Origin of the sequence: Streptomyces sp. NBC_00523, assembly GCF_036346615.1 — a bacterium.
GTDB lineage: Bacteria > Actinomycetota > Actinomycetes > Streptomycetales > Streptomycetaceae > Streptomyces.
Genome location: NZ_CP107836.1, coordinates 6,509,465 through 6,522,923, shown reverse-complemented (window position 1 = coordinate 6,522,923; position 13,459 = coordinate 6,509,465). Strand labels below are relative to the sequence as shown.

Below are 13,459 nucleotides of genomic sequence, written 5' to 3'. Positions count from 1 at the left end.
GCCGGGGGCGGCCGGGCGGGCGCCCAGGTGTGCGGACCGGAAGGCGGCAGTGGTGGCGGACGTGATCGTGGTGGGCGGCGGGGTCAGCGGACTGACCACGGCGAAGGTGCTGGCCGAGCGGGGCGACCGGGTGCGGGTGTGGTCGCGGGAGCCGGCCGGTGACACGACGTCGGCCGTGGCGGGCGCCCTGTGGTGGCCCTACCGGATCGAGCCGCTGGACCGCGTCGGCGGCTGGTCGCTGGCCGCGCTGCGGTGGTACGAGGAGCTGGCCGTACGCCCGGAGAAGACCGGCGTACGTCTGGTGGAGGGGCTCCACCGGGGCGAGCGGCTGGCGAACCTCGGGGCGTGGGCCGGGGAGCTGAAGGGCGCCGTGGAGACGGCCGACGGTCTGCGGTGCCGGCTGCCGCTGATCGACATGCCGGCGCACCTGGCGTGGCTGGAGGACCGGGTGCGGGCGGCCGGGGGCACGGTCGAGCGCCGCACGGTCACCTCGTTCGCCGAGGCCGCCGCGGAGGCGGGGACGGTGGTCAACTGCGCCGGGCTCGGCGCCCGCGAGCTGGTGCCGGACGCCGGGGTGCGGCCGGTGCGCGGGCAGTTGGTGCTGGTGGCGAACCCGGGGATACGGGAGTGGTTCACGGAGGCCGACCCGGCGTCGAGCGCCACCACTTACTTCTTCCCGCAGCCCGGCCGCCTGGTGCTCGGCGGCACGGCGGAGGCCGACGACTGGACCGCGTCGCCCGACCCCCGCACGGCCGAGGAGATCGTGGCGCGGTGCGCCCTGATCCGCCCGGAGATCGCCGACGCGAAGATCATCGGCCACCGCGTGGGCCTCCGCCCGGCCCGCGACGCGGGAGTCCGCATCGAGGCGGAGGACCTGCCCGGCGGCGCCCGGCTGGTGCACAACTACGGACACGGGGGCGCGGGCGTGACGGTGGCCCTGGGCTGCGCGCGGGAGGCGGCGCGGCTGGTGGCCTGAGGGGCCGGCGAAGCCGGCGCCTCACCCCGCCACGGGGCGCAGTCCGGACCGGAGTGCGCCGCCCCGGGCCGAGACCCGCCCGCCCCGCGGGCCCCGTGGGCCCGCTACGCCGGGCTGGAGCCCCCCGGCTTGTCGCCGTCGTGGCGTTCTGTTGTGATCTGGCTGCCGCCCGGGCCGATGCGGATCTCGAAGTCGCCGTCGTACTTGGCGTGGCCCTCGATGACCGCCGACTCCACGGCCTCCACGCCGAACTCGCGGCGCACGATCAGGGGGTCCTGGCGCAGGTCGCGCATCAGGGCGACGCACATGCAGATCATGACGATGGTGAAGGGCGCCGCGACCAGGATGGTGAGGTTCTGGAGGCCCGCCAGGGCGTCGCCCTTGCCGTTGCCGATGAGCAGCATGATCGCGGCGACCGCGCCGGTGACGACGCCCCAGAAGATGACGACCCACTTGGCGGGCTCCAGGATGCCCTTCTGGGACAGGGTGCCCATCACGATGGACGCCGCGTCCGCGCCCGAGACGAAGAAGATGCCGACGAGGACCATCACCAGGATGCTCATCAGCGTGGCGACGGGGAACTGCTGGAGTACGCCGAAGAGCTGCGCCTCCTGCGTTTCGGCGCCGCTCAGCTTGCCGCCCTCCTGGAGCTTGATCGCGGTGCCGCCGAAGATGGCGAACCAGATCAGGCTGACGGTGCTGGGCACCAGGATGACGCCGCCGATGAACTGGCGGATGGTGCGGCCCTTGCTGATGCGGGCGATGAACATGCCGACGAAGGGCGTCCAGGAGATCCACCAGGCCCAGTAGAAGACGGTCCAGCTGCCGAGCCAGTCCGCGACCTTGCCCGCGCCGGTGGCCTCGGTGCGGCCGGCCAGCTGCGGGAGGTCGCCGAAGTAGGAGGCGATCGAGGTGGGGATGAGGTCGAGCACGATGATCGTGGGGCCCGCGATGAAGACGAACACGGCCAGGATCAGGGCGAGCACCATGTTGATGTTGGACAGCCACTGGATGCCCTTCTCCACGCCGGAGACCGCCGAGGCGATGAACGCCACGGTCAGCACGGCGATGATCAGGACGAGCAGACCGGTGCCGGTCTTCTCCTTCCAGTTCAGCTCGTGGAAGCCGCTGCCGATCTGGAGGGCGCCGAGGCCCAGCGAGGCGGCCGAGCCGAAGAGGGTCGCGAAGATGGCGAGGATGTCGATGAACCGGCCGAGGCCGCCATGGGCGTGGCGAGGGCCGATCAGCGGCTCGAAGACGGCACTGATGGTCTGCCGCCTGCGCCGCCGGAACGTGCTGTACGCGATGCCGAGGCCGACCACCGCGTAGATCGCCCACGGGTGCAGCGTCCAGTGGAACAGGGTGGTGGCCATCGCCGTCTGCATCGCCTCGGCCGCGTCGGCGGGGCGGGTGCCGGGCGGCGGGTCGGTGAAGTGGGCGAGCGGCTCGCTGACCCCGTAGAACATCAGACCGATGCCCATACCGGCGCTGAACATCATCGCGACCCAGGAGACCGTGCGGAACTCCGGCTCCTCGCCCTCCTGGCCGAGCGTGATGTTTCCGTACCGGCTGATCGCGAGCCACAGGGCGAAGACCACGAAGCCGGAGGCGGCCAGCATGAACGCCCAACCGCCGTTGTGGATGAGGCCGTTGAGGGCCTTGTCGGAGACGTCCTCCAGCGAGTCGGTGGCGGTGGCCCCCCAGATGACGAAGGCGAGGGTGAGGCCGGCCGTGACGCCGAACACCACCCGGTCGGTGACGGGGCGCCGGTTCTGGGACGGGTCGCCGGGGAGGTCCGCCGTCACCGACACGTCCCCTCTGCCGTCCGCTCTCTGATCGTCCTGCGACACGAATGGCACCTTTCACGGAAGCTGACAAATAGCTCTCCGTAGGCAGTACCACACCAAACGTCAATCTTTCGGGATCAACAAGCGGTATCGGGTTGACCGTTTGTGAGGTGATATGCGGCCCGTACGTCCAGCAGGAGCGGGATCAGCTTCCGGGCCGGCTGCCGCAGGGGTACGTAGACCCCGTCTCCGTCGGGGCGGGAGGTGACGGCGTGCAGCGCGAGTTCGTCCCCGACACGGGCGAACTGCTCCGGCGTGAGGCGGTAGCCGCAGGGCGGGTCGGTGAGGGTGTCACCCCGCGCCGGGGCCTCGTCGTCCGAGCCCCCGAGGAAGACGGGCCCCCGGTCGTCCGCCCCGGCCGCGCGGGAGGCGGCGGTGGCCGCGGCGATGCCCGCCCGCTGCTCGTCCGCGTACCGGAAGAGCGCCTTGAGGACGACGAGTTGGGAGGTCACGCGGCGGCGGGCGTTGAGGGCGGGGTCGGCGCGCTCCTCGGCGGAGAGCGCGTCAGTGCGGGATTCGGCCAGGAGTCCGACCGCGTGGGTGAGGCCGGCGATGTTGCGCAGGATGCGCTCCTGGCCGTCGCCGGCTGTCCGCTTGACCGCATGGCCGGTGGCCGGGTCGGTCCAGACGCCGTACAGGCCGGTGCCGAACCCGGCCTTCCCGGCGGCAGGCCGCACCCGGTCCAGGGCCAGGGACCGCGCCTCGTCGTGCAGCCGTGGGTCGGTGTTGGGGTTGCGGGGCCACAGGACGAGGAGGTCCTTGTCGTAGTACGGCGCGGTCGCGGGGTACTCGTGCAAGTCCTCGATCACATCGGGCTCGTGGTCGCGCAGTACGGCGGCGACGGCACGGGCCTCCGGGCTGCGCAGGGCGAGGTGGTCGCGGTTGATGTCCACGCCGTCGCCGTTGGTCCGGGTCCCCGCGGCCAGGCCGTCGGGGTTGGCGGTGGGCACGACCAGGACCTCGGTCCGGGCGAGGAGGGCGCGGGTGCGGGCGTCGGTGGCGTACGCGAGGTCCCGGACCGTACTCAGGCACGCCTCGCGCGCGGCGGGTTCGTCGCCGTGCTGGCCGCAGACCAGGAGCACGGTGAGCGCGTCGGGCTCGGTGCTGCCGATCCGGAAGAGGCGCAGCGGGCGGCCCTGGGACGTGGTCCCGATCCGTCGCACGGAGACCCGGTCGCCGCGCCGGGCGAGGCCCGCGAGCAGGGACGCCTCCTCGGACTGCCGGGTCCAGCGCGCGCCGCCGGAGACCTCGAAGCCGGTCCGGGGCGCGGTGGTGCGGGCGGCGTCGGAGGGGACGCTGAGCAGGGGGACGGTCAGGGCGGCGGAGACGACCGCCAGGGCGAGATCGCGGGCACGGCCGCGCCGGGGCAGCCGCCGTCCCCCGGCCGTCGGCGCGATCGGCATGGGCGGAAGTTACAGCGGCGGCGTCCCCGGCGATAGCCCCGTGCACGGCGGATTTCCGGAAACGGGCAGGAGGCTCCAGCCCGTTGGGCGCGGTCCCGACCCACCTGGGCCGGGACTAGGCTGGCGGGGCCGGCCGACCGGCCGGACCCGATGTGCCACAGAGGAGCGTCCCTTGCCCGGTCCGTCCCCCGATGCCCCGCTTCACGCCCGTCCCACGCTGGAAGCGGTGGCGGCCCGTGCCGGAGTCTCCCGGGCGACGGCCTCCCGGGTGGTGAACGGGGGTGCGGGCGTCCGGCAGCCGCTCGTGGACCAGGTGCGCAAGGCGGTCGACGAGCTGGGCTATGTCCCGAACCACGCGGCGCGCACCCTGGTGACCCGGCGCAACGGGGCGGTAGCGGTGATCATCGACGAGCCGGAGGTGCGGATCTTCTCCGACCCGTTCTTCTCCCAGCACATCCGGGGCATCAGCCGTGAACTGAACGCGCACGACGCCCAGTTGGTGCTGCTCCTGGTGGAGGGCCGGGGCGACTTCGACCGGGTCAGCCGCTATCTGGGCGGCGGCCATGTGGACGGGGTGCTGGCCTTCTCGCTGCACACCGACGACGAACTCCCGGCCGCCATACGGCGTTTCCGCGTCCCGGTGGTCTACGGCGGCAGGCCCGGGCGGCCGGGTGCGCCGACCGACGCGGTGCCCTTCGTGGACTGCGACAACCGGGGCGGCGCCCGGGAGGCCGTACGACATCTGGCCGGGCTGGGCCGCCGGAACATCGCGCACATCGCGGGCCCGCGCGACCAGACCTCGGCGCTGGACCGGATCGACGGCTACGCGGACATCCTGCCGGACGCCGACCCGGCGCTGTTCGCGGAGGGCGACTTCACCGTGGAGGGCGGCGCCCGGGCCATGGCCGGGCTGCTGGAGCGGCGGCCGGACGTGGACGCGGTGTTCGCGGCGAACGACCTGATGGCGTCGGGCGCGCTGCGGGTGCTGCGGGAGCGGGGGCGGCGGGTGCCGCAGGACGTGGCACTGGTCGGCTTCGACGACATCGAGTCGGTCGCCGAGGCGACGGACCCGCCGTTGACGACGATACGTCAGGATGTGGTGGGCATGGGCCGGTTGATGGTCCGGTTGCTGATGGAGCGGCTGGAGGACGGCGGCGCGGGACCGGAGTCGGTGATCACGCCGACGCGGCTGGTCCGCCGCGCCTCGGCCTGAGCCCACCCGTACGCGTCGCCCGGTGCGCCGCCCGCGCCCGGCGGGCCCGGGGCAGGTAGCGCAGGCGCTCCGGCAGGACGGGGACGACCAGCCGGACCACCGTGCAGAACCGCCGCAGGGCGCGCTCCTGCGCGTCGGTCCACTCCAGGCCGATGGCCTCGCGGGCCTCGGGCGGCATGAGCCCGACGGTGAGGAACGAGCGGAACCGGGCGAGCGGCGGGAGCAGCACCGGCCACACCGCCCTGAGCAGCAGCCGCAGCGCCCACGGCCCCCGGTCCGGCGGCGGAACGGCGGTGTCGGCGGCGACCAGCTCCGCGACGACGGGGGTCTTCTCGATCTCGTCGGCCAGCATGGCGCGGAAGTACGGCCAGAACTCCTCGATCGTCTGCGGCATGTCCCGGTCCTGGATGCCGAGCACCCGGCCCACCTGGAGCCATTCCGCGTACAGGGCGCGCTCCTGCTCGTGGCTGAGCGGGCGCAGCAGATAGCGGGCACCGTGCATGTAGACGGGGTAGCCGGTGGCGTGCACCCAGGCGTAGTTGGCCGGGGTCAGGGCGTGGTAAGGGCGGCCCCGGGTGTCGGCGCCCTGGATGGTGCGGTGAAGGCGGCGGAGCCTGCGCCCCTCCTCGGCGGCCTCCTCGCCTCCGTACACCCAGAGCTGGAGCGAACCGAGGGAGCGTTCGCCGCGCCCCCAGGGGTCCGTACGGAACACCGAGTGCTCGTCCACGCCCGCGCCGACGGCGGGGTGGGCGACCTGGAGGGTGAGGGCGGCGGGCAGCATCAGCAGGGCCCGCACATCACCCGACAGGCTCCAGAGCACCCCGCCGGGCGGAGGCGGCGCGGGGTCGTTCCTGTGGCTCATGCGGTGCTCCCGGCGGTGGTGTTGACGGCGTCGATGAAACAAGTCGATAGTATTTGTAACTTTGACTCTCCGGAACAGACGTGCCGTCACCTCGTTCCGCGACGGGCGCGTTGAAGCCGGGCCACGGACAGGAGGGCGCACCATGGGCCGGTACAGCCGCCTGCGTGAGATCCGCCGGATGGATCCGGCGCGGGACTACGCCGAGATCCTTCGGTTGATCACCCAGTACGAGTTCCCGTGGGACTACCGGCAGGGCGTGAGCGTGGCGTTCCTGCGTGATTACGGTGTCCCCCGGATCTCCGTGCTCCTCGACCGCACCCAGGAGTTCGAGCGCCACGGGCAGAAGCGGTACGACGACACGGTGCTGATCGGGTACGAGATGGCGGTCGACGGCTTCGACTCGGAGCGGGGGCGGGCGGCGGCGCGGCATCTGAACCGCATCCACGGCAAGTACCGCATCGAGAACGACGACTTCCGGTACGTCCTGGCGACGACGGTCGTGGGGCCGAAGCGCTGGATAGACCGGTACGGCTGGCGCCCGCTGTGCGCGCAGGAGGTGCGGGCGCTCGCGGAGGCGGCGCGGAGGACCGGGGCGATGATGGGCATCGAGGACGTGCCCGACACGTACGAGGGGTTCGAGCGGCTGCTCGACGCGTACGAGGAGCGGATGTTCGCGTACGACCCGGCGAACCGGCGGGTGGCCAGTGCCACGTTCCGGACGATGGCGAGCTGGTACCCGCGCCCGCTGCGGCCGTTCGTCGCCCGGTTCGCGCTGGCCCTGCTCGATGAGCCGCTGCTGAGGGCCCTGGGCTTCCGGCCGCAGCCCCGGTGGGCGCGGACCTCGGCGTCGGCGGCGCTGCGGCTGCGGGCGCGGTGCGTACGCGGGATGCCGGCCAGGCCCCGCCGCCTCCCGGCCCGGCCGCGGCCGCGTTCGTACCCCTTCGGCTGGCGGCTGGACGATCTCGGGCCGCACTGGGCGCGCAGCCGGCCGCTGGAACCGCTGCCGGACGAGGCGACCGCCGGTCCGGGGGCCGAGTGCGGCTGAGGCGCTCGGTCAGGCAGCGTCGATTCGGGCCAGCAGCTCCCGGGCCTCCACGGTGCGGTAGTGGTCCGGCCCGAGGGAGGCCAGGCAGGCGGCGAGGGCGGCGTCGGCCTGAGTGCGGGCTTCGGCGACGCGGCCCAGGCCCAGCAGGGCGGTGCCGGTGGCCAGGTCCACGGCTCCCGCGTCCGGGCCGCGCTTTCCCTCGGGCAGGGCACGTTGCAGTTCGCCGGCGGTCGCGGCCTCGGCAAGCGCTTCCTCGTAGCGTTCCTGACCGTTGAGACTGCGGACCAGGCCGAGCTGGAGTATCTGGCGGAAGGAGGAGGTCGCGCTCGGGTCCGCCAGGGCGTCACGGGCCAGCGCCTCGGCCTTCACGTGCTTCCCCTGCTTGTTGAAGACGTGGACAAGTCCGTTGGTGGCCGCGACCGCGACGAGCCGCTTGTCCTCGTCCGCGGCCCCGGCCGCGGCGCCGACGACGGCCTCGCACTCCGCCTGGCACTCGGCGTGCCGGCCCGTCGCGACCAGCTGCTGGGCTCGGTCGGAGCGGAGTTTCAGGGTCTGCCAGTGCTCGGCGCCGTAGAACGCGCGGGAGACCGCGAGGGCCTCCTCGTACGCGCTGACGGCTTCGGTGTGGCGGCCCTGGGCGCCCACCGAGATGGCGATCACCGTCCACGCCACCACGAGTTCCCTTTCGGACAGCGGCGACCTGATCAGGGCACGCCCCTCCTTCTCCGCCTCGGCGTACTGCCCGGCGTGGTACAGCTCGGCGAGCCGGAGGACGGGGGACGGTTTCGTATGTCTGGCGCGCGACCGGAAGAACTTCATGCCCGGAGCTTAGGGAGGGGGCGCGCGGGGTCCGGAAACGGGTGGGTGCCTCCCGCTCAGGCGGCGAGCAGCGGCACCAGGCAGCGGCGGGCGAAGTCGCGGACCTGGGTGTCGTCGTCCAACTCGAAGCAGCTGACCGGGTTGAGGAGGAAGGAGACGGTGATCCGGACCATGAGCTCGGCGACGGGCGTCGGGTCGGTCTCCGGTCCGCCCTCCAGCCGCCGGACCTCGCGCAGCCTGCCCGCCAGATAGCCCCGGATCGCGAGGAAGGCGGGGCCGCTCTCCACGGTCAGGAAGGGCAGCATCGTCTCGGGCTCCAGGCGCAGCAGCCCGCCGATGAGCGGGTGTTCGCGGATGTGCCGCAGCACGGCGACGAAGCCCTCGACCAGCCGGTCCTCGGGGGTGGGCAGCGCGGCGACGGCCTCGTCCACCTCCGCCACGAACCTGCGGTACTCGCGCAGGAGGCACGCGGACACCAGGCTGTCCTTGTTGCCGATCCGCCGGTACACGGTCACCCGTGACACACCGGCGCGCTTGGCCACGTCGTCCACGGTGGAGCGGCGCAGCCCGAAGGTCATGAACTGCTCGCGCGCGGCGTCGAGGATCTGCTCCCCCAGCACGTCGGCGACCGCCCCGGCCCCCGCCGCTTCCCTGTCGCGCCCCGCCATGAGCCCTCCCCGGTCCGCCCGCACACCCGCAACAGAGTGACACGCCCCGTATCCCCGTACCAGGCCGGGGCGTCAGCCCGGCAGCGGCTTGCGGTAGCGCACGTACTCGTTGCGGCGCCGGAAGCCGACGCTCTCGTAGAGGTCGTACGAGCGGTGCGGGTTGGCCGTCCCGGTGTACAGGCGGGCGCTGGTGGCGCCGTGTTCGCGCAGGCCGCGCAGTCCGGCGAGCAGGACGGCCCGTCCGACGCCCAGCCGCCTGGACCCGGCGCGCACGCTCAGCTCCTCGACCTCGCCGGTCGTGCGGTCCCGGGCGCGGAGCGAGCACAGGGCGACCCCCGCCATCTCCTCGCCCTGCCAGGCGGCCCGCCAGCAGGCCGGGTCCGCCGTGGCCAGGAAGCGTGCGTACGGCCACTCCTCGGTGAAGGCGGCGTCCCGGTACGAGTCGACCACGGTCCGCCAGGCCGCGCGGTAGTCGTCCGGCCGGACGGGCCCGATCCGGATGCCGGGCGGCGGCTCCCCGGCGCCGGGCAGCGCGCCCAGGTCCGGCAGTTCCAGCTCCACCAGACTGAACACGCGCCGGTATCCGGCGTCCGTCAGCAGCCGCGCGGCCTCCCGCTCCCCGGCCATGGCGTTGGCGCCGAACACCGCTGTCGTCGCCGTGCCCTGCTCCGCGACGAGCCCGCGGACGTGCTCCTCGGCCCAGGCGAGCATGGCCGACCCGACGCCGCGCCCCCGGTGGCCGGGCAGCAGGTGGCCCCGGTGCAGATACAGCCAGGTCCCGTCCCGCTCCCGCCACCACCGGACGGCCGCGTACCCGACGACGGCGCCGCCGTGCTCGATGAGGACCTGGTCGCGGGCCGGGTCCGCGAGCGCGGCGGACGCCGTGCCGATCGCCTCCGCGTCCGGCAGTCCCTCCACGACCGAGCCGGGGTCGACCCGGTCGTGCTCCGCGCAGCCCGCGCGCACGGCGGCCATCGCGCTGTGGTCCTCGGCCCCCCGGTACGCCCTCAGGACGTATCCGGGCACGCCGGTCCCGCTCCCCGTCATGACTCCCCCTCAGGTGCCCCGTGCGGGGCTCAGTCGAAGTCGTACACGGTCACCGACAGATTCCGTGCCGTCAACCGGCTTTCTATGAGGGGCTCGATCCGGGACCACGTGCCGCCCGCGAGGCCGCAGCCGATCCGGGGCATGTGCAGCGAGGCGCCGAGCTCCAGGGCATGGCCGGCCACGGTGGCCAGACCCGTGTCGATGGCCTCGTAGCGCACCGGGACGCCTTTGCTCCCCCGGCGCATCCCGTGCTGGCCCACCAGGTTCGCCACGTGGACGAACGGGGAGACCGCCACGAGCTGCACCGCGCCGAGGCCGAAGTCGTTCCGGGCGCGGTCGCGGTGCCAACCGCGGTACGCGGCCTCGGGTTCGGGCCAGCGCCGGGAGAGGGCGAGCACGAAGCCCTTGCCCCAGCCGCCGAGGTCGTTGCAGACGTGGACGATGATCTTGACGCCCTTGCCCTCCGGCGAGGTCGCGTCCCCTCGTACGTACCTGATCTCGGACATGTGTTCAGGCTAGGCGGCGGCACTGACAGTGGCCCGGCCGCACTTTCACATCGGTGGTGAGACAGCAATACTGTTGCACCGGGCACCGGACACGAGGAGCGGACATGGCGACCGAGGCCGAGGAGCCGAAGCTCACCGTCGACGAGCTGGCGGCTCGTGCCGGGGTGACTGTGCGGACGGTGCGGTTCTACAGCACCCGGGGGCTGCTGCCGCCGCCGGTGATCGGGCCGCGCCGGGTCGGGCACTACGGGCACGACCACCTGTCGCGGCTGGCGCTCATCGAGGAGCTTCAGCACCAGGGCATGACGCTCGCCGCGATCGAACGGTACCTGGAGCAGCTGCCGCCCGATCTGAGCGCCCACGATCTGGCCATCCACCGGGCCCTGGTCGCCTCCTGGGCGCCGGACTCCCCGGAGGACGCCTCGCGGGCGGAGCTGGAGCGGCGGGCCGGGCGGACGCTGAGCGGCCAGGATCTCGACCGGCTGGCCGCGCTGGGGGTGCTGGAGAAGGCCGCGCCCGAGGCCGGGGTGTTCCGGCTGGACCCGGGGCTGCTCCGGCTCGGCGTGGAACTGCTCGACGTGCCGATCGCGCACGAGACGATCCTCGCCGCCCGTACGGTCCTGCTGGAGCACACCCGGTCGGCCGCGCAGGAGCTGACCCGGCTGTTCCGGGACGAGGTGTGGAATCCGTACCGGGAGCGGGAGGCGGACCCCGAGCACGTCAAGGCGATGAAGTCGCTGTCCGCGCACATGCAGCCGATGGTGCTCCAGGCCCTGGTGACCGCGTTCCAGCGGTCGCTCAAGGAGGAGCTGCGCGCGGCGTTCACCGCCGAGTGAACGCACGGAGTGCCGTACCGCCGGTCCCGCGCGGTACGGCACTCCGTGCACCGGGTCAGTCGTGGAAGGTCTCGCCCTTCTCCGCCTTCTCCACCAGCAGCGCGGGCGGCAGGAAGCGGTCCCCGTAGCGCTCGGCGAGTTCCCGGGCGCGGGCCACGAAGCCGGGCAGACCGCCCTCGTAGCCGTTGATGTACTGGAGCACGCCGCCGGTCCACGGCGGGAAGCCGATGCCCATGATGGAACCGATGTTGGCGTCGGCGACGGTGATGAGGACGTTCTCCTCCAGGCAGCGGACGCTGTCCAGCGCCTCGGAGAAGAGCATGCGCTCCTGCATGTCGGTGAAGGAGATGTCCGTCCCGGGCTTCGTGAAGTGCTCGCGCAGGCCCGGCCACAGACGGGTCCGCTTGCCCGTCTCGTCGTACTCGTAGAAGCCCGCGCCACCGCTGCGGCCGGGGCGGCCGAACTCGTCCACCATCCGGTCGATCACGGTGTCCGCCGGGTGCTCGGGCCAGGTGCCGCCCGCCTCCTCGACGGCCTTGCGGGTCTCGTTGCGGATCTTGCGCGGCAGGGTGAGCGTCAGCTCGTCCATCAGCGAGAGCACCTTGGCCGGGTATCCGGCCTGCGCGGCGGCCTGTTCGACGGAGGCGGGCTCGACGCCCTCGCCGACCATGGCGACGCCCTCGTTGATGAACTGGCCGATGACGCGCGAGGTGAAGAAGCCGCGCGAGTCGTTGACGACGATCGGGGTCTTCTTGATCAGGCGGACCAGGTCGAACGCGCGGGCCAGCGCCTCGTCCCCGGTCTTCTCGCCCTTGATGATCTCGACCAGCGGCATCTTGTCGACCGGCGAGAAGAAGTGCAGCCCGATGAAGTCGACGGGGCGCGATACGCCTTCGGCGAGGACCGTGATCGGGAGGGTGGAGGTGTTGGAGCAAAGCAGCGCGTCGGGCTCGATGACGTCCTGGATCTCCTGGAACACCTTGTGCTTGAGGGCGGTGTCCTCGAAGACGGCCTCGATGACCGCGTCGCAGCCCGCGAGGTCGGCCACGTCACCGGTCGGGGTGATGCGGGCCAGCAGCTCATCGCGCTTGGCCTCGGTCGTACGGCCCCGGGACAGCGCCTTGTCGAGCAGCTTCTCGCTGTACGCCTTGCCCTTGGCGGCGGCCTCGGCGGAGACGTCCTTGAGGACGACCTCGATCCCGGCCTTGGCGCAGGAGTACGCGATGCCCGCGCCCATCATCCCGGCGCCGAGGACGGCGACCTTGCGGACCCGGCGCTCCTCGATGCCCTTGGGGCGGCTGGCACCGGAGTTGACGGCCTGGAGGTCGAAGAAGAACGCCTGGATCATGTTCTTGGAGACCTGGCCGGTGACCAGCTCGGTGAAGTACCGGGCCTCGACGGTCAGCGCGGTCTCGAAGTCGACCTGGGAGCCCTCGACGGCGGCGGCGAGGATGTTGCGCGGCGCGGGCATCGGCGCACCCGCGATCTGCTTCTTCAGGTTCGACGGGAAGGCCGGCAGGTTCGCGGCGAACTTCGGGTGCGACGGGGTGCCGCCGGGGATCTTGTAGCCCTTGACGTCCCAGGGCTGCTGGGACTCGGGGTGGGCGTCGATGAAGGCGCGGGCCTTCTCCAGCATCTCCTCGGGCGTGGCGGCGACCTCGTGGACGAGGCCGTTCTCCTGCGCGCGGCGCGGGGTGTACTGGGTGCCCTGGAGGAGGACCTTGAGCAGGGCGTCCGCGATGCCCATGAGGCGCACGGTGCGGGTGACGCCGCCGCCCGCGGGGAGCAGGCCGAGGGTGACCTCGGGGAGGCCGATGCGGGAGCCGGGCGCGTCGAGGGCGATGCGGTGGTGCGAGGCGAGCGCGATCTCGTAACCGCCGCCGAGGGCCGCGCCGTTGATGGCGGCGACGACCGGCTTGCCGAGGGTCTCGATGCGGCGCAGCGAGTTCTTGATGGCGGTGCCGGTGTCGAACGCGAGCTGCGCGTTGTCCGGACCGATCCGGATCATTTCCTTGAGGTCGCCACCGGCGAAGAAGGTCTTCTTGGCGGAGGTGTAGATGATGCCCCGGATGGAGTCCTTCTCGGCCTCGGCGCGGTCGGCGACGGCCGCGATGGAGTCCTTGAACGCCTGGTTCATCGTGTTGGCGGACTGGTTGGGGTCGTCCAGTACGAGGGTGACGACGCCGGTCTCGTCCTGTTCCCAGCGGATGGTCGTGCTCTCGGTCATGGGTGTGTCT

At 72.7% G+C, this 13,459-nt stretch carries 12 protein-coding genes; 4 read left to right on the top strand and 8 right to left on the bottom strand.

The window, feature by feature from the left end; all coding sequences use genetic code 11:
* Positions 1-52: 52 nt before the first annotated feature.
* Positions 53-976, top strand: coding sequence for an FAD-dependent oxidoreductase (locus OHS17_RS29425; protein ID WP_330314601.1), 924 nt, complete (start codon positions 53-55; stop codon positions 974-976).
* A 104-nt stretch (positions 977-1,080) separates the two neighbouring features.
* Here OHS17_RS29425 and OHS17_RS29420 read toward each other — a convergent pair whose 3' ends face one another.
* A complete protein-coding gene (locus OHS17_RS29420; protein WP_330314600.1) occupies positions 1,081-2,826 on the bottom strand; it encodes a BCCT family transporter in 1,746 nt (581 codons plus the stop codon).
* 74 nt (positions 2,827-2,900) lie between these two features.
* Positions 2,901-4,226 (bottom strand): M14 family metallopeptidase, encoded by a 1,326-nt coding sequence (locus tag OHS17_RS29415; protein WP_330314599.1) that lies wholly within the window; start codon positions 4,224-4,226, stop codon positions 2,901-2,903.
* 172 nt (positions 4,227-4,398) lie between these two features.
* On the opposite strand from OHS17_RS29415, the gene OHS17_RS29410 reads away from it, so the two are divergent.
* Positions 4,399-5,439: a LacI family DNA-binding transcriptional regulator gene (locus tag OHS17_RS29410; RefSeq protein WP_330314598.1), complete on the top strand. Its 1,041-nt coding sequence runs from the start codon at positions 4,399-4,401 to the stop codon at positions 5,437-5,439.
* Here the strand turns inward: OHS17_RS29410 and OHS17_RS29405 are convergent.
* Positions 5,402-6,301, bottom strand: a complete 900-nt coding sequence (locus tag OHS17_RS29405) for an oxygenase MpaB family protein (RefSeq protein ID WP_330314597.1) — start codon at positions 6,299-6,301, stop codon at positions 5,402-5,404. The two genes, OHS17_RS29410 and OHS17_RS29405, sit on opposite strands and share 38 nt — an antisense overlap.
* A gap of 142 nt (positions 6,302-6,443) precedes the next feature.
* Between OHS17_RS29405 and OHS17_RS29400 the strand changes: the two genes are divergently transcribed.
* Positions 6,444-7,346, top strand: a complete 903-nt coding sequence (locus tag OHS17_RS29400) for an oxygenase MpaB family protein (protein ID WP_330314596.1) — start codon at positions 6,444-6,446, stop codon at positions 7,344-7,346.
* 9 nt (positions 7,347-7,355) lie between these two features.
* On the opposite strand, the gene OHS17_RS29395 is transcribed toward OHS17_RS29400, so the two are convergent.
* The 4 genes from OHS17_RS29395 to OHS17_RS29380 form a co-directional block, all read right to left on the bottom strand.
* A complete protein-coding gene (locus OHS17_RS29395; RefSeq protein ID WP_330314595.1) occupies positions 7,356-8,165 on the bottom strand; it encodes a tetratricopeptide repeat protein in 810 nt (269 codons plus the stop codon).
* Between the two features lie 56 nt (positions 8,166-8,221).
* A complete protein-coding gene (locus tag OHS17_RS29390; protein ID WP_330314594.1) occupies positions 8,222-8,833 on the bottom strand; it encodes a TetR/AcrR family transcriptional regulator in 612 nt (203 codons plus the stop codon).
* 72 nt (positions 8,834-8,905) lie between these two features.
* A complete protein-coding gene (locus OHS17_RS29385) occupies positions 8,906-9,880 on the bottom strand; it encodes a GNAT family N-acetyltransferase (RefSeq protein WP_330314593.1) in 975 nt (324 codons plus the stop codon).
* A 29-nt stretch (positions 9,881-9,909) separates the two neighbouring features.
* Positions 9,910-10,386: a macro domain-containing protein gene (locus OHS17_RS29380; protein WP_330314592.1), complete on the bottom strand. Its 477-nt coding sequence runs from the start codon at positions 10,384-10,386 to the stop codon at positions 9,910-9,912.
* 104 nt (positions 10,387-10,490) lie between these two features.
* On the opposite strand from OHS17_RS29380, the gene OHS17_RS29375 reads away from it, so the two are divergent.
* A complete protein-coding gene (locus OHS17_RS29375) occupies positions 10,491-11,222 on the top strand; it encodes a MerR family transcriptional regulator (RefSeq protein ID WP_330314591.1) in 732 nt (243 codons plus the stop codon).
* Positions 11,223-11,277: 55 nt separating this feature from the next.
* On the opposite strand, the gene OHS17_RS29370 is transcribed toward OHS17_RS29375, so the two are convergent.
* Complete coding sequence (locus OHS17_RS29370; protein ID WP_330314590.1) at positions 11,278-13,449, bottom strand: 3-hydroxyacyl-CoA dehydrogenase NAD-binding domain-containing protein; 2,172 nt, start codon at positions 13,447-13,449, stop codon at positions 11,278-11,280.
* Between the last annotated feature and the right edge of the window lie 10 nt (positions 13,450-13,459).

Bases quoted from the DNA above. Each gene is read 5' to 3' on its own strand.
- OHS17_RS29400 (WP_330314596.1), top strand. From the start codon at position 6,444: ATGGGCCGGTACAGCCGCCTGCGTGAGATCCGCCGGATGGATCCGGCG.
- OHS17_RS29380 (WP_330314592.1), bottom strand. From the start codon at position 10,386: ATGTCCGAGATCAGGTACGTACGAGGGGACGCGACCTCGCCGGAGGGC.
- OHS17_RS29395 (WP_330314595.1), bottom strand. From the start codon at position 8,165: ATGAAGTTCTTCCGGTCGCGCGCCAGACATACGAAACCGTCCCCCGTC.
- OHS17_RS29405 (WP_330314597.1), bottom strand. From the start codon at position 6,301: ATGAGCCACAGGAACGACCCCGCGCCGCCTCCGCCCGGCGGGGTGCTC.
- OHS17_RS29415 (WP_330314599.1), bottom strand. From the start codon at position 4,226: ATGCCGATCGCGCCGACGGCCGGGGGACGGCGGCTGCCCCGGCGCGGC.
- OHS17_RS29385 (WP_330314593.1), bottom strand. From the start codon at position 9,880: ATGACGGGGAGCGGGACCGGCGTGCCCGGATACGTCCTGAGGGCGTAC.
- OHS17_RS29390 (WP_330314594.1), bottom strand. From the start codon at position 8,833: ATGGCGGGGCGCGACAGGGAAGCGGCGGGGGCCGGGGCGGTCGCCGAC.
- OHS17_RS29375 (WP_330314591.1), top strand. From the start codon at position 10,491: ATGGCGACCGAGGCCGAGGAGCCGAAGCTCACCGTCGACGAGCTGGCG.
- OHS17_RS29370 (WP_330314590.1), bottom strand. From the start codon at position 13,449: ATGACCGAGAGCACGACCATCCGCTGGGAACAGGACGAGACCGGCGTC.